This window comes from Kitasatospora sp. NPDC004669, assembly GCF_040609455.1.
GTDB lineage: Bacteria > Actinomycetota > Actinomycetes > Streptomycetales > Streptomycetaceae > Kitasatospora.
In genome coordinates, this window is the sequence record NZ_JBEXKB010000012.1 from 52,814 (window position 1) to 70,384 (window position 17,571).

16 protein-coding genes are annotated in these 17,571 nt (G+C 71.7%); 7 read left to right on the forward strand and 9 right to left on the reverse strand.

Annotated elements, in window-relative coordinates:
* Nucleotides 1–3 precede the first annotated feature (3 nt).
* Nucleotides 4–714 (reverse strand): MarR family transcriptional regulator, encoded by a 711-nt coding sequence (locus ABZW30_RS12900; protein WP_355671121.1) that lies wholly within the window; start codon nucleotides 712–714, stop codon nucleotides 4–6.
* Nucleotides 715–879: 165 nt separating this feature from the next.
* Here ABZW30_RS12900 and ABZW30_RS12905 point away from each other — a divergent pair, with 165 nt between their 5' ends.
* Nucleotides 880–1,182, forward strand: coding sequence for a hypothetical protein (locus tag ABZW30_RS12905; RefSeq protein ID WP_355671122.1), 303 nt, complete (start codon nucleotides 880–882; stop codon nucleotides 1,180–1,182).
* 186 nt (nucleotides 1,183–1,368) lie between these two features.
* On the opposite strand, the gene ABZW30_RS12910 is transcribed toward ABZW30_RS12905, so the two are convergent.
* The 5 genes from ABZW30_RS12910 to ABZW30_RS12930 form a co-directional block, all read right to left on the reverse strand.
* Nucleotides 1,369–2,118: a hypothetical protein gene (locus tag ABZW30_RS12910; protein ID WP_355671123.1), complete on the reverse strand. Its 750-nt coding sequence runs from the start codon at nucleotides 2,116–2,118 to the stop codon at nucleotides 1,369–1,371.
* Nucleotides 2,119–2,135: 17 nt separating this feature from the next.
* Complete coding sequence (lexA, locus tag ABZW30_RS12915; protein WP_355671124.1) at nucleotides 2,136–2,822, reverse strand: transcriptional repressor LexA; 687 nt, start codon at nucleotides 2,820–2,822, stop codon at nucleotides 2,136–2,138.
* Between the two features lie 113 nt (nucleotides 2,823–2,935).
* The gene (locus ABZW30_RS12920) at nucleotides 2,936–6,214 is read right to left on the reverse strand and encodes an error-prone DNA polymerase (RefSeq protein WP_355671125.1); all 3,279 of its coding nucleotides are present in this window, start codon (nucleotides 6,212–6,214) and stop codon (nucleotides 2,936–2,938) included.
* A 49-nt stretch (nucleotides 6,215–6,263) separates the two neighbouring features.
* Nucleotides 6,264–7,802: a DNA polymerase Y family protein gene (locus ABZW30_RS12925; protein ID WP_355671126.1), complete on the reverse strand. Its 1,539-nt coding sequence runs from the start codon at nucleotides 7,800–7,802 to the stop codon at nucleotides 6,264–6,266.
* Nucleotide 7,803: 1 nt separating this feature from the next.
* Complete coding sequence (locus tag ABZW30_RS12930; RefSeq protein ID WP_355671127.1) at nucleotides 7,804–8,490, reverse strand: hypothetical protein; 687 nt, start codon at nucleotides 8,488–8,490, stop codon at nucleotides 7,804–7,806.
* A gap of 161 nt (nucleotides 8,491–8,651) precedes the next feature.
* Between ABZW30_RS12930 and ABZW30_RS12935 the strand changes: the two genes are divergently transcribed.
* The gene (locus tag ABZW30_RS12935) at nucleotides 8,652–9,563 is read left to right on the forward strand and encodes a DNA-3-methyladenine glycosylase 2 family protein (protein WP_355671128.1); all 912 of its coding nucleotides are present in this window, start codon (nucleotides 8,652–8,654) and stop codon (nucleotides 9,561–9,563) included.
* 511 nt (nucleotides 9,564–10,074) lie between these two features.
* Here ABZW30_RS12935 and ABZW30_RS12940 read toward each other — a convergent pair.
* Nucleotides 10,075–10,251 (reverse strand): hypothetical protein, encoded by a 177-nt coding sequence (locus ABZW30_RS12940; protein WP_355671129.1) that lies wholly within the window; start codon nucleotides 10,249–10,251, stop codon nucleotides 10,075–10,077.
* Here ABZW30_RS12940 and ABZW30_RS12945 point away from each other — a divergent pair.
* The 5 genes from ABZW30_RS12945 (at nucleotide 10,244) to ABZW30_RS12965 (ending at nucleotide 13,963) form a co-directional block, all read left to right on the forward strand.
* Nucleotides 10,244–10,420: a hypothetical protein gene (locus tag ABZW30_RS12945; RefSeq protein WP_355671130.1), complete on the forward strand. Its 177-nt coding sequence runs from the start codon at nucleotides 10,244–10,246 to the stop codon at nucleotides 10,418–10,420. The genes ABZW30_RS12940 and ABZW30_RS12945 overlap by 8 nt on opposite strands.
* 599 nt (nucleotides 10,421–11,019) lie before the next feature.
* A complete protein-coding gene (locus tag ABZW30_RS12950; RefSeq protein ID WP_355671131.1) occupies nucleotides 11,020–11,478 on the forward strand; it encodes a hypothetical protein in 459 nt (152 codons plus the stop codon).
* Between the two features lie 81 nt (nucleotides 11,479–11,559).
* Nucleotides 11,560–12,813 carry an ISL3 family transposase gene (locus ABZW30_RS12955; RefSeq protein WP_355671132.1) on the forward strand — a complete coding sequence of 418 codons (1,254 nt, stop codon included), beginning with the start codon at nucleotides 11,560–11,562 and terminating at the stop codon, nucleotides 12,811–12,813.
* A gap of 95 nt (nucleotides 12,814–12,908) precedes the next feature.
* Nucleotides 12,909–13,481: a winged helix-turn-helix domain-containing protein gene (locus ABZW30_RS12960; protein WP_355671249.1), complete on the forward strand. Its 573-nt coding sequence runs from the start codon at nucleotides 12,909–12,911 to the stop codon at nucleotides 13,479–13,481.
* The gene (locus ABZW30_RS12965) at nucleotides 13,397–13,963 is read left to right on the forward strand and encodes a transposase (protein WP_355671250.1); all 567 of its coding nucleotides are present in this window, start codon (nucleotides 13,397–13,399) and stop codon (nucleotides 13,961–13,963) included. Before ABZW30_RS12960 ends, ABZW30_RS12965 begins: the two co-directional genes overlap by 85 nt.
* Before the next feature lie 401 nt (nucleotides 13,964–14,364).
* Here the strand turns inward: ABZW30_RS12965 and ABZW30_RS12970 are convergent, their stop codons facing one another.
* Both ABZW30_RS12970 and ABZW30_RS12975 read right to left on the reverse strand, forming a co-directional pair.
* Nucleotides 14,365–14,835: a hypothetical protein gene (locus tag ABZW30_RS12970; RefSeq protein ID WP_355671251.1), complete on the reverse strand. Its 471-nt coding sequence runs from the start codon at nucleotides 14,833–14,835 to the stop codon at nucleotides 14,365–14,367.
* A 437-nt stretch (nucleotides 14,836–15,272) separates the two neighbouring features.
* Complete coding sequence (locus ABZW30_RS12975; protein ID WP_355671133.1) at nucleotides 15,273–16,712, reverse strand: hypothetical protein; 1,440 nt, start codon at nucleotides 16,710–16,712, stop codon at nucleotides 15,273–15,275.
* Between the last annotated feature and the right edge of the window lie 859 nt (nucleotides 16,713–17,571).

Sequence of the window (17,571 nt, forward strand, 5' to 3'; positions counted from 1 at the left end):
GAATCACTGAGCACGGCCCCGCCGACTGCTGCGACGAGCGGGGTCTCCGTCCGGGGGCGGAGGGAACAGCCGGATCATCCGTTCGCAGGCACAGGCTCGCGACCGGCCGGCATCGACCTCGCCCCCGGCGTCATCGCGCCCTCGCGCCCCCGGCGCCGGGGGCGCGAAGCCGGCGTCGTCCTCCGAGAGCATCGAGCCCCGCACCCGCCGCACGTAGCGCTCGATCAGGTGGCACAGCACGCTGACCGTCGCGGCGACGTCCGAGTCCGGGACGCTGTCCAGGGCGTCGGTCAAGCCGGTGATGTTGGCCTGTTTCAGCCGGTCGAGCAGGGTGCGCCCGTCGGGGGTGAGGGCGACCCGGCGGGCCCGGCGGTCCAGGGCGTCGGGGGTGCGGGCCACCAGGTGCTGGCTCTCCAGGCGGTCGATCTGCCGGGTGACGTGCGAGGGCTTGACCATCAGCCGGGCGGCCAGGTCGCCGACCCGGCTGGGCCCCTCGGCCTCGGCGAGGGCGCGCAGCAGGTAGACGTCCGAGCGGGTGGCGGTGATGCCGGCCCTGGCCGTGCGGCGCTCGTGCTCCTGGGAGCGGGTCAGCAGGTAGGCCAGCGAGGCCAGTACGGCCTCCAGGTCTGCGGTGGCGGTCCGGTCGTCTACGGGATCGTCTGCGGCGTCCGACAGTGGACCTTCTGCCAGTCGTGCTCCCAGACGGCCGAGCATGTCGGACCTCGGTGGCACGATTCCTGCCGTGGGCAGCTTCTATGACTATTTCAGCCACCCGATGATCGCGCGGCGGCCGGCGCCCTCCCCGATGGGCCCGGCGAGGCCGGTATCGATACGTTCTGGGTCAAGGGGATCGAGCCGCACGTCCTGCTGGCCCAGGGCATGGCACTGCTGCTCGCCGAGCCGTTCTCGCAGGTCATCGCGCATCCCCGGTTCGGCGCTCTGGTGAGCGATCCGCAGGAGGAGAGCGCGTGGGTCGTCACCCTGCCCGATGAACTGCGCGATGCCCTGGCCGATGCGCCGAGCTGGCAGCTGGCGGGGTTGGCTGTGCCCTGGTCAGGGGCCAAGGAGTTCCACGGCTACGGCGATCCGGCCCACCTGACGGCCTTTCTCGAGCAACTCGCCGCCCTGGCCCGGCGGGCCCGGTCGAACCGCCACAGTCTCTACTCGGCGATCTTTCTCTGACCCACCGAGAACTCCGCGACCTGCTTCACCCCGCGGCAGGGGTCGAAGCAGACAAAGACTCGACGACCCCAGAACGGTCTGCACCGCACCGTCCACGGGCCGGGGCGGTGCCGATCCGAGGCGGCTGGCGTAGACCCTGCTTGATGGCGGGCGTTGATTCGACTGGGAACTCGACACCTGTCGGCGTCACAGGGCCAGTGCGGCGAAGGCCGCGTCGAGGAAGCCGTCCGGCAGGCCCGTTCCCGTCCGGGTCCAGTCGGACGGACTCACCGCCTCGGCGGCTTCCTCAACAGCCAGTCCGGCGCTCGCGGGGTCTTCTGCGGGCAGGCCCAGGGCGACCACCGCCCAGGACGCCAGAGCCTCGACCTCCAGGTACTGCCACCATTCGGCGTCGTACCACCCCCGGCGTTCGGTGGCCTTGTTCGTCCAGGCGGTACGGAAGAGCAAGGTGAGCGCGGAGCGCGGATCGGCTGCGGAAGCCTCGACGGCGCACCGCACGGTCCGCAGGTGCTCCAACTCCGCGGCCCAGGGATGCGTCGCGAAGAATTCCAGGTTGCGGCGAAGGGTGGGGCGGAACGCCCGTCCCCGGCCACGGTTCCAGCGCTCGGCCGGTGTCCACAGGCCGCCCGGGCCATCTCCCAGCCGTGCGGCCCGGGCCTGTGCCGTGACATCGCCGAGCACCGCGTCCCGCCATCCGAGCCCGTACGCCCTCTGAGCGGCGACGATCGCGTGGACCTGCCCGTCCGTGGCCGACGCGTCGAGAAGCGCGTCGTCGCAGCCGTCCCACAGCACGGCGAGCGCCGCGGTCACCGCCTCCGCGCAGCGTGCGTGCAGATCACCCACGGGTACGCGGGTCCAGGGCAGCAGCGCCAGATAGGTCCTGTCCCACAACTCCCGCACGGTCATGTCCTCCAGCATGGTCCTGTCCTCGTCCACGGCCACCGTCCGGGCCCTCAGAGACGGCGTAGCACGGCGACGACCTTGCCGAGGATGGTGGCGTCGTCGCCGTTGATGGGTTCGTAGGCGGGGTTGTGCGGCATCAGCCAGATCCGGCGGTCCTCGCGCTTGAGCCGCTTCACGGTGGCTTCGCCGTCGATCATCGCGGCCACGATGTCGCCGTTCTCGGCGACCGGCTGGCGGCGCACGACGACGGTGTCCCCGTCGGTGATGGCCGTCTCGATCATGCTGTCGCCGCGGACGGTGAGCGCGAACAGCTCGCCCTCGCCGACCAGTTGGCGGGGCAGTGGGAAGACGTCCTCGACCGTCTGCTCGGCCAGGATCGGACCGCCGGCGGCGATCCGGCCGACCAGCGGCACGGGAATGGGGAGGCCGGTGCTCCTGGTGCTGTCGGTGGGTGCGGTCTGGCGGTCAGCCCAGACGCGGTAGGCGCGGGGCCGGTTCGGGTCGCGGTACAGCAGGCCCTTGCGCTCCAGTGCCTTCACTTGGTGGGAGACCGAGGAGGTGCTGGTCAGGCCGACGGCCTGGCCGATCTCGCGCATGGACGGCGGGTAGCCGCGGCGCTGGACGGAGTCGCGGATGACCTCGATCACGCGGCGCTGGCGCGCGGTGAGGCCTTCGGCGTCGGTGCGCACGCCCTTGGGCCGACCGCTGCGGGCGCGGGTTGTCGTGGTGTCGGCCATGGTGCCCTCTCGATCGTGCGGGTGTTGACTGTATCGGTCGTTCTGCGGGTCCGTCACCGGGCGTTCGGGTTCGCTGACCTGCCCGGATGCCGGATCGGGGGCGCACCGCCGGGTCATCGGAAGTCCCTGCTGCGGGCGCCGGGCGCGAGGGTGAGCGGGACGAGGCGGGTGGCGACCAGGTTGACGGCGCCGTCGCGGCGCTCGGCCGTGCCGTGGACCAGGAGGCCGGCTGACTGCAGCGCGGCACGGCGCTGGCGTTCCCATATGTGCGGCTGGCAGATCACGTTGACCAGGCCCGTTTCGTCTTCGAGGCTGAGGAAGAGCACGCCGCCGGCCGTTGGCGGGCGCTGGCGGTGGGTGACGAGTCCACCGACCGCGACGAGCGTGCCGGCGGTGGCGCCGTTCTTGAACGCGTCGGCTGTCAGGGCGCCGCAGCGCTCCAGGTGGGAGCGGGCGTGCTGGACGGGGTGAGCGCTCGCCGAGCTACCGGTGGCCCACAGGTCGGCGATGGTCTCCTCGACGGCGGTCATCGGCGCGAGATCGGGGGCGGCGAGGGCGGGGGCGGTGCCCGGAAGCATGCCGGCGCTGGTGCGGGCGAGCGGTGCGGCGGACCACAGGGCCTGGCGGCGGTTCAGTCCGAGACTGGCGAAGGCGCCGGCGGTGGCGAGCGCTTCGAGGGCGGGTTCGGGCAGGTCGGTGCGGCGGGCGAAGTCCTCCAGGTCGGTGTACGGCTGGCCGGCGGCGATCGTCTCGGCCTGCTCGTCGCCGAGGCCGCGGACGGCCGCCAGCCCGAGGCGAATCGCGGGCCCGGCTTCTCCTCCGCTGCCGGACGGTGCGGGTTCAAGGGTGGGCTGGGCCTTGGAATGGTTGATGTCGGCGGGCAGCACGGTGACGCCGTGGCGGCGCACGTCCTGGATGAGGGTGAGCGGGGAGTAGAAGCCCATCGGCTGGTTGGCGAGCAGCGCGCAGGTGAAGGCGGCCGGGTAGTGGTGCTTGAGCCAGGCGCTCGCGTACACGAGCAGGGCGAACGAGGCGGCGTGGCTCTCGGGGAAGCCGTATCCGGAGAAGGCGTCGATCTTGGCGTAGACGTCCTCGGCGACGTCCTGGGGGATGCCGCGCTCGGCCATCCCGGCGAGGAGGCGCTCGCGCAGCTCGGCGACTCGTTCGTGGGAGCGTTTGGCGCCCATGGCCTGGCGTAGCTTGTCGGCTTCGGTGGGGGTGAATCCGGCGCAGTCGATGGCGAGTTGCATCATCTGTTCCTGGAACAGCGGGACGCCGAGGGTCTTGGCGAGGGCGCGTTCCATCAGGGGGTGCGGGATGGCGGGTTTCTCGCGGCCGTTGCGGCGGTTGATGTAGGGGTGGACGGATCCGCCTTGGATCGGGCCGGGGCGGATGAGGGCGACCTGGACCACGAGGTCGTAGAAGTGCCGGGGCCGCAGGCGGGGCAGCGCGGAGGCCTGCGCGCGGGACTCGACCTGGAACAGGCCGATGCTGTCGGCTCGGCAGAGCATCGCGTACACGTCGGGGTCGTCGGGTGGAATGGTGGCGAGGTCGAGGTGTCGGTCGTGGTGTTGGGTGATCAGGTCGCAGGCGTCGTGGAGGGCGGAGAGCATGCCGAGGCCGAGCAGGTCGATCTTGACGAGCCCGGCTTCGGCGCAGCCTTCCTTGTCCCACTGCAGGACGCTGCGGCCGGGCATGGTGGCCCATTCGGTGGGGCAGGTCTCGCTGATGGGTTCGCGGGTGAGGACCATGCCGCCGGAGTGGATGCCGAGGTGGCGGGGGAGGCCGCGCAGTTGGGCGGCGAGGTCGCGCACGTCTGCGGGCACGGGGGCGTCGGGGGGCGGCATGTCGCGCCAGCCGGTCTCCTTGCTGAAGCGGTCGAGGTCGCCGGGGGCGTAGCCGAGGGCGCGGGCGGCGTCGCGGATGGCCATGCGGGGTTGGTAGGTGATGACGTTGGCGACCTGGGCGGCGTGGTCGCGGCCGTAGCGCTGGTGGACGTACTGGATGGCCTCCTCGCGGCGTCGGTGCTCGATGTCGAGGTCGATGTCCGGTGGCCCGTCCCGCTCGGGTGACAGGAAGCGTTCGAAGAGGAGGCCGTAGTGGATCGGGTCGACGGAGGTGATGCCGAGGGCGTAGCAGACGGCGGAGTTGGCGGCGGAGCCGCGGCCCTGGCACCAGATGTCGGCGCGGCGGCAGAAGTCGACGATGTCGTGGACGATCAGGAAGTAGCCGGCGAGGTCGAGCTGTTCGATGACGTCGAGCTCGTAGGCGATCTGGCGGTGGGCTTTGGTGTTGGCGGGGTCGAAGCGGGTTGCGGCGGCGTGCAGGGTGAGGTGGCGCAGCCAGGTGGCCTCGGTGTGGCCGTTCGGGACCGGGTAGCCGGGCAGGCGGGGTGTGATGTCGCGGAAGTCGATGGCGCAGGCGCGGCCGAGGTCGACGGTGTTCTGCTGGACGCCCGGCCATGGGGCGAGGCGGTGGGCCATCTCGGCCGGGGAGCGCAGGTGCGCGGTGCCGGCTGCGGCGAGGTAGGGCTCGGCTTCGGCCAGGGCGCGGGACTGGCGCAGCGCGGCGAGGGTCTGGGCCAGGCGGGCCTGGGCCGGGGAGGCGTGGTGGGCGGCGGTGGTGGCCACCAGGGTGAGGCCGGTACGGCGGGCGAGGTCGGCGAGGGCGGTGTTGCGGTCGTCGTCGCCGGGCAGGTGGTGGTCGGTCAGCTCGACGTGGACGTTGTCGGGTCCGAAGCGCTTGGCCAGGGCGCGTAGCTCGCGCTCGGCCCCCTCCGGTCCTTCGGTCTCCAGGGCGCGGCGTACGGCGCCTTTGCGGCAGCCGGTCAGGATGGCCCACTGGCCGTTGTGGGTGTCGGCGAGGCGGTCGGTGTCGTAGCGGGGGCGGCGTTTGCCCTGGCCGGCGAGGTGGGCGTCGCCGATCGTCTTGGCGAGGCGGCGGTAGCCGTCGGGGCTGCGGGCGAGGACGAGCAGGTGCTCGCCGTCCTGGTCGGGGACGCCGGTGGGGGCGGTGGTGGAGTCCAGGGTCAGCTCGGCGCCGAACACGGTGCGCAGGCCGGCGGCGCGGGCGGCGGTGGCGAGGGCGGGGGCGGCGTAGAGGCCGTCGTGGTCGGTGACGGCGATGGTCTCGACGCCGAGGCGGGCCGCCTCGGCGACCAGGTCCACCGGGTCGCTGGCGCCGTCGAGGAAGCTGTACGAGGAGTGGACATGCAGCTCCGCCCAGGCATGCCCGGCAACGCCGTCAGGCCGCTTGGGAGGGACGGCGGGCTTCTTGAGGGGTGCCTTGGTGGGGAACGGCACGACCGTGCGATCGCCGTCGGCCGTGGGGGTGCCGGCGAGGCGGCGGTGCAGCTCGCTCCAAGGGGTGTGGGGGTGGCTGGTGAAGCCCATGACGAGTAGTCCGTGGTTGTGGGTGGGCTGGTGGTTGCCCGGGTGCTGGTCACGTGTCGTAGTCGCCCTCGACGCTCCATCGCCCGGCGGTGACGGCCAGCAGTAAAGCCCGCCCGTCGTAGGTGACGACCTGCATCCGCGCGGTGCGCCGCGCCTGCTCGGGGTCCCACCAGCGTTCCTGCTCCGGCCACGGCCCGGCCCAGGCGGCCACCTCGGCGCTGCCTGCGGGCAGCACGAGGCGCACCGGGGCGCCGCTGACCTCCGCTCGGGCGGTGACCTGGACGTCGTGGCCGTCGGCGTCCAGCAGTCGCGCCGGACGGGGTCTTTCGGGCACGTGGGTGGGGGACGGCGCGGGCAGCTGTCCGGGCCAGGGGCCGTCCGCCCGGCGCTCCTGGTGGGCGTCGCCCCAGGGGGTGCGCACCACGCGGTCGCCGGGGGCGCGGCCGCCGGCGAGCTCGGCGGTGGCCGGGGCCGTGTGGCCGAGGATCGCCTGCACCCGGGCCACCGCCCGCTCCGCCCGCGCGGTGGCCTCCTGGTCGCCGTCCTCCAAGGAGAGCTGGCGGCCCGGGTCGCGTACCAGGCCGTCGGGCAGCAGGCGCAGCGCCACCACCCCGCCCGCGCACTCGTCGAACACCGGGCGCCTCTGCCAGGCCTGCAGCTGCCAGCGGACCCGCTCGGCCACCGCTCCCACCGACAGCACGCCCTCGTGCCGCCACGCCCTGGAGGCGGTGGTGCCGTCGGCGCACTCCACCTCGATCTCCACCCGCTCGCACGCCAGCCCCGCCCCCGCGAGGCGCGTGTGCAGCCGCTCCGCCATGCCTCTGGCGGCGAATACCAGCGGCTCCGCCAGCGTGGAGGGCTGGTCGAACCGCTCCTCGACCGCCAGGTCGGTGCCGGGCGGGCGTGCCACGACCGGCCGTGCTTCAAGGCCGCGTGCCAGCCGGTGCGCGAGCGTCCCGCCGGTGCCGAAGCGGTCCGCGACGCTGGCGGGCGGCAGCGCGGCGAACTGTCCGAGCGTCACGATCCCCAGCCGCAGCAGCAGGCCCGCCAGGCGGCCGTCGCCGAGCTCGGCCACCGCGTGTGCGGCCAGGAACCGGGCGCTCTCCCCCGCGGGGACGATCCGCTCGGCCCGTGCGGCCAGCTGGGCGGCGAACAGCCCGTCCGCGACGCCGACCCGGCACGGGTGACCGGTCGCCTCGACCGCATCCACGATCCGCTCGGCCAGGACGTCCTCACCGCCGTGGAAGCGCGCCGCGCCTGCGGCCGCGACCGCCAGCAGCCCCGGACGCACGACCTCCAGGTGCGCGGCCAGCGCGCCGACCGCGTCGGCGACCGGCTCGAACGCCGCCGCCTCGGCGTCGGTGTCGCGCTCGAACACCTCCAGCCCCTCCACCAGGGCCTGCGCGGAGCGCACCTTCTGCCCGCGCCGCACCCCCGCCGCCCGCGCACCCTCGGTCGCCGCCACGATCCGGCCGCGCTCGACGACCGCCGCCAGCCGCTGCGGCTCACCGCCGAGCACCGCGACCACCGGCCAGTCGGGCACCCACCCGACCAGCACCCGCGGCGACTGTTCATTCCTGCTCGGCATCTCAGACCACCACCAGCGAACCGCGCCCAGCGGCCACCGGCCGCACCGGCGCCCCGGACACCAGGACCGGCGCCTCGGCCGTACGGACAGCGCCCTGATCGTCCGGCAGCCACAACCCGACACGACGCTCACGCGCCGCCGCACCACGCCCACCAGCCACCACGACCATCCGCCGCGCCCGCAGCCGACCCCGCCCCGCCCCCAGCCCGCTCCACACCCGCGACTCCACCCGCAACCGCACCCGCGCACCCGGCCACTCACCCCCCACCACCACCGCACACCCGCTACGCCGCGCCACCGTGGCCAGCCGCTCACGCAGCGGACCGGACGGCACCGCGCCGCGCAGCAGCAGGACGCCAACGCCATCCGCCAGCGCCAGGGCCACATCCGACCGCCTCTCGCGCGGTGCCTCGACCACCACCAGGCGACGCAGGTCGACGCCGAGCTCGGCCGCCGCCAGCAGCCCCAGCCCCTCGAACCCCACCGCCGCGCACCAGGTACCGGCGGACGTGGCCGCGGCCGCGAGAGCCAGCAGCAGCGCGGTGCCGCCGCCGGTCACCGACACCACCGCGCCCGGGCGCAGCCCCCGTTCCGGCAGCAGCTCCTCCAGCGCGGGCAGCACCGGCACCAGCGGCCCGGGGCGGGACAGCTGGAGCTGGGGGGCGAGCGCGGCGAGGGTTGCTTCCACATCCCCAGAATCGAGCATTCGTTCGAAAATGGGAAGTCCAAGAAGAATCGGTCACTCGTTCGAACCAATTGCATCACTGCAGGTCACGCCCGGTGGGATGGGCTACGCTCGGCGCGCCAGATCCCGCACCGACCCGTGCCTCAGGAGAGGAGCCGAACGCCATGGAGCTGCTCCACCGCATCTGGCGGCCGGATTTCCCCCTCGACCTTTCCGGGACCCTGGCCCCGCTGCACCGGGGTACCGGGGACCCCGTCTCCGCATGGGGTCCGGACGGGATGTGGCGCGCCTTCCGCACCCCGTGCGGGACCGGCACCCTGCACGTCACCGCCCGTCCCTCCGACGGCGAGGTCGCCGCCACCGCATGGGGCGAAGGCGCCGACTGGCTCCTGGAACGGCTGCCCGAGCTGCTCGGCGCGAACGACACCCCCCAGCAGCTCGTCCTCGCGCCCGGACCGCTGCGCGAGGCCCAGCGCCGCAACCCCGGGTTGCGCCTGTCGGCCACCGGATTGGTCCTCGACTCCCTGGTCCCGGCGGTGCTGGAACAGAAGGTCACGCTCATCGAGGCGAGGCGCGCCTGGCGATTCCTCGTCCGCCGCCACGGCGAACCCGCCCCCGGCCCTCGGCCGGACCTGTCGGTCGCCCCCTCCGCCCGGCAGTGGGCCCTCATCCCCTCCTGGGACTGGCACCGAGCAGGTGTCGACAGCAAGCGCGCCGACACCATCCAGCGCGCCGTACGGCTCGCCCCGCGGCTGGAGGAGGCCTCCGCCATGACCAGCGCGCAGGCCCACGCCCGGCTGATGACGGTGCCCGGCATCGGGATCTGGACCGCCGCCGAAACCCTCCAGCGCGCCAACGGCGACCCCGACGCCGTCTCCGTCGGCGACTTCCACCTCGCCAACCACATCGGACACTTCTTCAGCGGGCGAGCCCGCAGCACCGACGAGCAGATGCTCGAACACCTCGCCCCCTACGCAGGCCAGCGCCACCGCGTCTGCAAACTCGCCTTCCTCGCCGGCGCCCGAGCGCCCCGGTTCGGCCCCAGACTCGCCCCCAGCGACCACCGGAGCAGATGAGCGCCGACCGCGTCCCGGCCCCAGGCCCTGCGACGACGCGGTCGATCGCCGAACCGGGCGCCCTGAGCCTCTCCCCTCAGGCCCGGCGGGTGTGTCGGCGGCAAGCGCTACGGTTCGTCCCCCGTGGACGCTGCTGATCTTGACTACCGGACCCGGACGCAGTCCGGCTGTATTCCCCCCCCGCACCTGGTCTCCGGGCTCCTCGAACGCGGCCACGCCCGGGAAGCGCCAGGCGGTCCCCACCCTGCGCGTGGGGTCGGGTCACCGTCCGGGCCCGGCAGGAGCTCCCGAAGTGATCAGCGTCAAGACCGTGCCTTCCCAGTGCGCGGGGGTGAGCAGCGTGGTGCCAGTCGGGCGCCTCGACGACCAGGCCGATGACCCGCCGGTGTCGACAACTGCTTCGCCTGCTCCTACGAACCCGGGATCCTGACGACCCGCCGGTGACGGCAAGGGCCACGAGGAGCGGCGCAGCGAGCTGGCCGACATCTACAACGAGCGGCCTGACGGCGGCCTAGTCGTTGGCGGCTGCCGTGATGAGCCTGGGCTGCGTCGGGTTGGCCCAGTCGACGTCGCGAACGGTGTCACGGGACCAGGCCCGCCAGCCGTGGATCAAGGTGGGCGTCACCACGCTCAGCAGCGACCGCAGGTTGAAGACCCACCGCTCCGCCGGGGCACAGATCGTGGACACCTACACCACGAACGACTATCAGGAGGCGCTGGCCCTCGAAGCGGCTGTGCTCAAGGCCGTTGAGCCGTGGCGGACCAGGAACGAACGGGTGCCCGGCGGTGGCGAGGTCTGGACCGACAACGCGGTGCTGATCCGCTTGGCCGCCTTCGTCGAACGCGGCATGAAGTGAACACCGCTGGCGCCACGCACTCATGCCGTGGCCGCGCCCCCGCGGCGGTGATCGCCACCGGGGCAGCACCCAGAAGTGATCATGCCGGTGGCAGGACAATCGTCTCCCAGCGCCGCGCTCACCGCCGCCGACCGCGAGGAGGTACACCGTGATCCCCAGCCCGCACCGGCTCAAGGGTGGCGCCCTTCAACTCGGTGCCGACGTTATCTCGGGCTGTCAAGTCTTGGTGCAGGTCATCGGGCCCATGGTGGAGGCAGGCACATTTGCGACGTAGGACGTGGTGGAGGGCGGCAGTGGTGAAGTCGGCCCGGGGCGCGGTTCCGGCCTTTCGACTGGCCCGTTTCCCCGGAGCCGCTTCCCGAACCGGGCATGCGACTTGGCACCGCACCCGGCTCTCCACAAGCCCCGGAGGAGCCTGGCTTTCGGTGGCGCTGGATGCGCCAGCCGAGGAAGTCCAGACCCCGCTCGATGTGGGTGATCAGGGTCTTCTCCTGCGACAGGCGCAGGCCCATCGTGGAGAGGACCTCTGCGATCTGTTCGCGTAGCGCTTCGGCGTCTGCCCGGGGATCCAGGCCTCCTACCAGGACACCGGCATCACGGTGGAGTGCCTCGGCTTCGAGGACGGGGCCCTGAGCGCCGACCGCGAGCTGGTCACCGTCATCGAGGCCGCACTGCTCCGCCTGGGCTGCACCGTGCTGCTGACCCACGCTCTTCACGCCGGGGTCGACCACCAGGATCACCTGGCTGTCGCCCGCGCCGCGCTGAACTCGGCCGCGCGGGTGCCCACCTGCACAACGATCCTGCACGGTAAGCCGCACGCCCCGCGCCACGAGTTCACCACCTCCGTGCTCGTTGACATCACCCCGTACATCGCCGACAAGATCAAGGCCCTCCACGCCCACCAAACGCAGGCTGGCCGCTACTACCTGACCGAGGACTACACCCGCTGGCGCGCCGCCGGGCCGGGCTGGACGCTGCTGCCCGCCCAGGCCGGCGAGTGCCGCTACTTCGAGGAGCTCGCCCCTCCGGCTCTCCTGCCGCATGTGTGGGTGTGCTGATCTGCGGCTGGACGTGAAACACGCCGTCCTCTGTGACCCTTGAGGTGTCGAGACTCAAATTGGATCAAGCAGAGAGACGGCGTGCCTGCCTTCAGCATATGGAAGCGCACCCTGATGGTCGAAAACACCGTGGTTGAGGGTGTCTGCTGGGATGAATCGGAACAGTGCGTGGTCGTGTCGGTACGGCCTAACGCGCGGCGGCGTGGGCGGTGCGGGCGGTGCCGGCGCCCGGCACCGTGGTACGACCGGGGACGTGGCCGACGCCGGTGGCGGGACCTGGACCACGGGACGGTGCGGGTGTTCCTGGAGGCCGACGCCCCACGGGTCGCCTGCCGCGGGCACGGCCCGACCGTCGCCTTCGGGCCCTGGGCCCGGCACGATGCCGGGCACACCCTGGGCTTCGACGCCCAGGCCGCGTGGATGGCCGCCGAATGCTCCAAGAGCGCCGCGGCCGAGCTGCTGCGCTGCACCTGGCGCACGGTCGGCCGGATCGTCGAGCGCTACACCGCCGAGCGCGACCGGCACACCGACCGCCTCTCAGGGTTGCGCCGGATCGGCATCGACGAGATCTCCTACCGCAAGGGCCAGCGCTACATGACCGTGGTGGTCGACCACGACACCGCCCGCGTGGTGTGGATGGCCGACGGCCACGGCACCGAGGTGCTCTCCAGGTTCTTCGACGAACTCGGCGAGGTCCGGGCCGCGCGGCTGACTCACATCAGTGCCGATGGCGCCGCCTGGATCGCCGAGGTCATCGCACGGCGGGCACCCGGTGCGCTGCGGGTGATGGACGCCTTTCACGTGGTGGCCTGGGCCACCGAGGCGCTGAATACCGAGCGCCGGGCTTCGTGGAACCGGGCCCGGCGCGAACTCGGCGACCGGGAGACGGCCCGGGCGCTGAAGGACTCCCGCTTCGCGCTCTGGAAGAACGCCGAGGACCTGACTGACCGCCAAGCGGCCAAGCTTGCCTGGATCGCGGCCACCGACCCCCGGCTCCACCGCGCCTGGCGGCTGAAGGAAGCCCTGCGAGCCGTCTTCGCCCTGGCCAAGCACCGCCCGACTGCGGCCCTCAAAGCCCTGGACGCCTGGATCAGCTGGGCCCGCCGTTGCCGGATCCCCGCCTTCATCGAACTCCAACGCGCGATCGTCCGCCACTACGACGCCATCCGATCCGCGCTCATCACCGGCCTGTCCAACGGACTGATCGAGTCCACCAACACCAAGACCCGCCTGATCATCCGCCGCGGCTTCGGCTTCCACTCCGCCGACGCCGTCATCGCCCTCGTCATGCTCACCCTCGCAGGCCCCCGCCCCACCCTCCCCGGACGTTACTGACTTCGGCTCGTCAGGGTGAACCTTCGCGAAGGCCCTGATGGGTCTGGAGCGGTGGCTGTATCTGATGGTGTGTGAGATATGCGGATGGGGGCGGGCTGACCGCCGCGGGACGTGAGCGCCGGGAAGCGGTACGGATCCAGGCGGCCGAGCTGTTCGAGCAGGGAGTCAAGCCGCCGGAGGTCGCGCGACGACTGCGGGTGAGCCCCAAGTCGGCTTACCAGTGGCACCAGCTGTGGCGGGAGGGCGGGGTCGAGGCACTGACCTCCCGAGGCCCGAGCGGATCTCGATGCCGCCTGTCCCCGCGCTGCCTGGAGAAACTGGCCGTGTACCTGGAGCAAGGCCCGGCCGAACACGGCTGGGTGGAGGACCAGGTGTGGACCGCGGCGAGGGTGGCCACGCTGATCGGCCGGGAGTTCCACGTCTCCTACAGCGTCTCGGGCGCCACGAGGCTGATGCACCGGCTCGGCTTCAGCCCGCAGGTTCCCGCGCGGCGGGTCGCTGAGCGCGACGGTCAGGCCGTGACCGCGTGGAAGGAGGCGACCTGGGAGGAGGTAAAAGAGCGCGGGCGGCCTGCGGGGGCTACATCTGCTTCGAGGACGAAGCAGGATTCACCCGCCGTCCGCCCAAAGGGCGTACCTGGGGCCGGCGGGGCCGCACCCCGGTCGTGACGGTCAGCGGCCGGCGCTCGGGACGTCTGTCGGTGGCCGGGCTGATCGCCATGCGGCCCGGCTCCCGCACCCGGCTGTGTCACCGCTTGCGCTCCCACCCCGCGGGCAGAGGCAAACGCCGCAGCATGGGCGAGCGCGACTTCATCGCGCTGATCGACGGCGTCCACCAGCTGGTCAAGGCGCCGATCGTGCTGGTCTGGGACCGTCTGAACACCCACGTCTCCCACGCCATGCGCGACTTGATCGCCGAGCGTGCCTGGCTGACGGTGTTCCTGCTTCCCGCCTACTCGCCCGACCTCAACCCCGTGGAGTGGGTCTGGGCACACGTCAAGCGCAGCCTGGCCAACCTCGCTGTGGTCGCCCTCGACCGACTCGAGGTCCTCGTCCGCAACCGGCTCAAACGCCTGCAGTACCGGCCCGATACTCTCGACGGCTTCATAGCCGGCACCGGCCTGACCCTCGACACCCCGACGTCACCCTGACGAGCCGAAGTCAGTAACCCGCCCCAGCCTGACCCACACATCAAGCAGGAGAGCCCCCCTCCCTTCTGCTCCTGAGTCAGCCGGCCGACCTGCGCCGGTGAACTCCCGTCGCCCTGAGCCTCCGGCCGGGGCCGCCACCTGAGCACCCGTGGACCTGTCCGATCTCGTGAAAGGAGACCGACACCCACGACGACTACGCCGACGACGGCCTGCCCGATGGCTGGTGGATGTGCCTGCATCACGGCCCCGGCGGCGGCCCCGGCGAGCAGTGTCCCGACTGCCGGGAGCACTGGGGACTTGCCCCCTACCCCACCTCCACCCGGCTCCTGGAGCGGCAACGCTGAAAGACCTCTGACTGCGTGCAGCGGGCATGTGGGAACGCCTGGACCAGCCAGCCATTGCTACGGCTGCGGAGTAGCCCGCCGCTTGACCACGCGGAGCCCGGCCAACGGGCCGGGCCAAACTTGCAGCCGAACGAGCTCGGTGGCATCCGCGCCATCGGTGCAGTCGGGCGCGTCCAGGTATGAACGAGACGCCCTGACACGGACCGCCCCGGCAGGAACTTCGAATCGCGCGGCATCGGGGAAGTAGTCGGTACACCCCATCACGACGACGCACCCTGACGGTACCGACAGGCTCGCCTCCACAACGTGGTCGAAGGCGAGGCCGTCATCGGTCGGCTCGGCGCCGAGGATCTCCACATCGACGCAAACGTCGAGGTTCTCCTCAGTACCGATCGCCAGAGCGTCACCAGCGACGGCGATCCCGTCGACCCAGGCCTCCTCAGTCCACGCCTCGCCCAGATCTTCCTCGGACGCCTCATCCAAAACGTGGATCTGGTGGTAGTCCGCGAACAGCGTCAGATGCATCATCACGCGATCATCATCGCTTCCGCCTCCAAGAGCTGACCTTGTGGTGTGGCAGCTGTCGGTCGATGGTCGCCATGGGCGCGCGATGAAAGCAGTCGACAGACCCTGGCCGAGCTGAAGATGCACGGCCGGACACCGCTTGCTCGCACCACCCACCGGGCCACCGCCTGTCCCTTATGCGGCCGCGCCGCCAGGCCACCGCCACTCGGCCGGGCCATCGCGCTGTCTGTCAGCTCTGACCGGCAGGTTCCAGTCCGGCCCCTGACCGCCAGGACTTTGCAGCCGCTGCCCGAGTGCCCTCCGCGCGTCGCCTGAGATTGTGATCAGGCGGCTGGAGGGCACAGCCGGGCTGGAGGCGGCCGGGCAGGTCCTCGGCCTTCCGACACCATGGCGCCGCTCGCCCCGGGAGCGGCGGGGTTCACCTTCTACCGCCTGCTGATTCAGACCGGCCGCCGTCCGGCCGCCCGGCCGCCCGGGGAAGTCGTATCAGCGGACCTCGGGGACGATGGAGCCGACATAGGAGACCCAGTCGGCCTGGAACTGCTCCTTCGTTCGGCCGGTCGCGGACATGATCTCCTGGTCGTACTGCCCGGGGTCGCTGTAGTGCGCCACGACGAATGCGAACAGCTTGTCCTCGCCGTTCTTCCGCGCCAGGTACCCGATGGCCGAGCCGGCCAGGGCGTAGTTGACACTCCGATTCTGCGCGCGACTGCTGTAGAAATCGTGGGATCCGGGGATCCGGATCTGATACTGGTAACCGTGCAGTGCTGCCTTGAGGTTTGCCTGGGTGTCACAGCCTGGGCGAGGTTGTCCTTGCCGCGGAAGGCTATGTACTCGGCGAAGCCCTCGACGACCCAGGTCTGGGTCTTCTGCATGCCCGCGACCAGGACCTGCTCGGTCTCCAGCGGCGCGAGGATGGCGTGCGCCATCTCATGCCGCCCGATCTCGCTGACGTCCTCTTGCCAGTTCGCCGAGGTGAAGGCGCTCAGCGAGGTGTCGATCACGATGCGGGAGCCGCCGAACTCAAGCGCGCTCGTGGAACCGTCGGCGGGCATGCCTATGTTGACACCCGCCTCCAGCTGGTCGTTCGCCCGACCGTCGCCAGCGTAGAGCTTGTTGTAGACGTCGCGGTTCTTCTCCAGCACCACGAAGAAACCGGGCCCCGGCTGCCGGCCGGACGGGACGCTCGGAGCGACCCGGTGCCAGGCGTCCAGGTCGTCCTTGGCCGCCTGGGCCAGGACATCGGCGTCCCGCTCCAGTTCGGCCGACTGACCCTTGTCCGCGACGACCACGAGGTGGTCCCGGTTCTCCACGGCCAAGTCGTCGTACAGGTCCCAAGGTGCTGGATAGTAGGCACTGCTGTCCGAAGCACTGCCGACCTCCGTGATCACGGGCACGCCGTTCTCGTGGCCGATCCGCCAGTTGTACTCCTCGGCCACCGGCTTGGCGTCCACACCCCTCACCTGGTGCACGAAGTTGACCTGCAGGCTGCCGTTCTGCGGCACGACCAGCTGCTGCTCCCAGCGTGCCTCCTGCCATGGGATCCTGACGAGGTTCCGGAACACCTTGCTCCGCTTCTCCCGCAGCTCGTCGCCCTTGAACGGCTTAAGGAACGCCGCTTCGTCCTTGGCCGCCAGCGCGTCCGTCATCTCTTTGGTGAGCCGCGTATACGGCGTGGGGTCGGTGGTCGCCGACGGGACGGCCGTGTGCGTGACCATCCGGCAGGTCACCAAGCCCGCGAAGATCACGACCAGTGCAACCAGGACGCCGAGCACCGAGAAGACGATCTTCCTGGTCGTGCGCGGCGGCTTGCCCGCGGGCGGCACCGGCGGCTGGTTCGGGGAGGGCGTGGACTGGTTCGGGAAGCTCATCTCGGTCACCCGAACTTCCGGCGCGTCCAGGACGCCCAGTCCAGTGGTAGGCCCAGGTCTCTGGCTGTGCGCATGCTCATGCAGTCCCCCCGCTGTGACTCGTCGTTCGCAGCAGAACGACACGTAACGAGCAGCTGGGATAGCACACCGGCACCCGTCGAGTCGCGGATCACGCCTGCCGCAGTCGGTGATTACCGTACCGGCCGCTGCTGACAACGCATCATCAGGGGGGAGCGCCCCCGGGGGGCTCCCCGAGGTGTGGACACCAGTGCTATGCGGCGAGTGCCAGGCCTCCTTGTTGTCGGTGGCTCCGCCGGCTCCAGGTCGGGGTCGGCGGAGGTGGTGCACAGTGGCGTCGCGCGTCCGGGGCCGGTCAGTCCGAGACGATGCTCGGGATGTGCTCGTACAGGGCGTCCAGCAAGGCGATCTGCTGGGCGGTCAGCTTCCCAGCCGCCCGGGCGGCTTCCTGCTTCACCAGCCACTTGCCCGGCCGCAGCGTCGGGTCCGCCTTGCCACCAGTGCGGGTGGCGGGGCCCGTGAGTGTGCCTGGCCACCCGGGCCGCCGACCTGACCCACCAGGCAGCCGCCCGCCGGCTCATCGACCGGCCCATGATCAGCGAAGACCCCTACGCGGTCTGGCCCTACCACCTGCACGGCGCCATCCGCACCGCGCTGCGCACCGACGACACCCACACCGCGGACCGCCGGACCCCGGCCGACCGGCACCAGGCCGCGCGTAGCGCCCTTGCCGCGCTCGGCGAGCAATGGCGGGCCACCTCCCCGACCGTCAGCCGCGCCTGGCTCGTCGCGCGCCTGCGCCAAGAAGCCGTTGTCGTACCGAACTTGATCGGCGGGTTTCCGCAGTTCA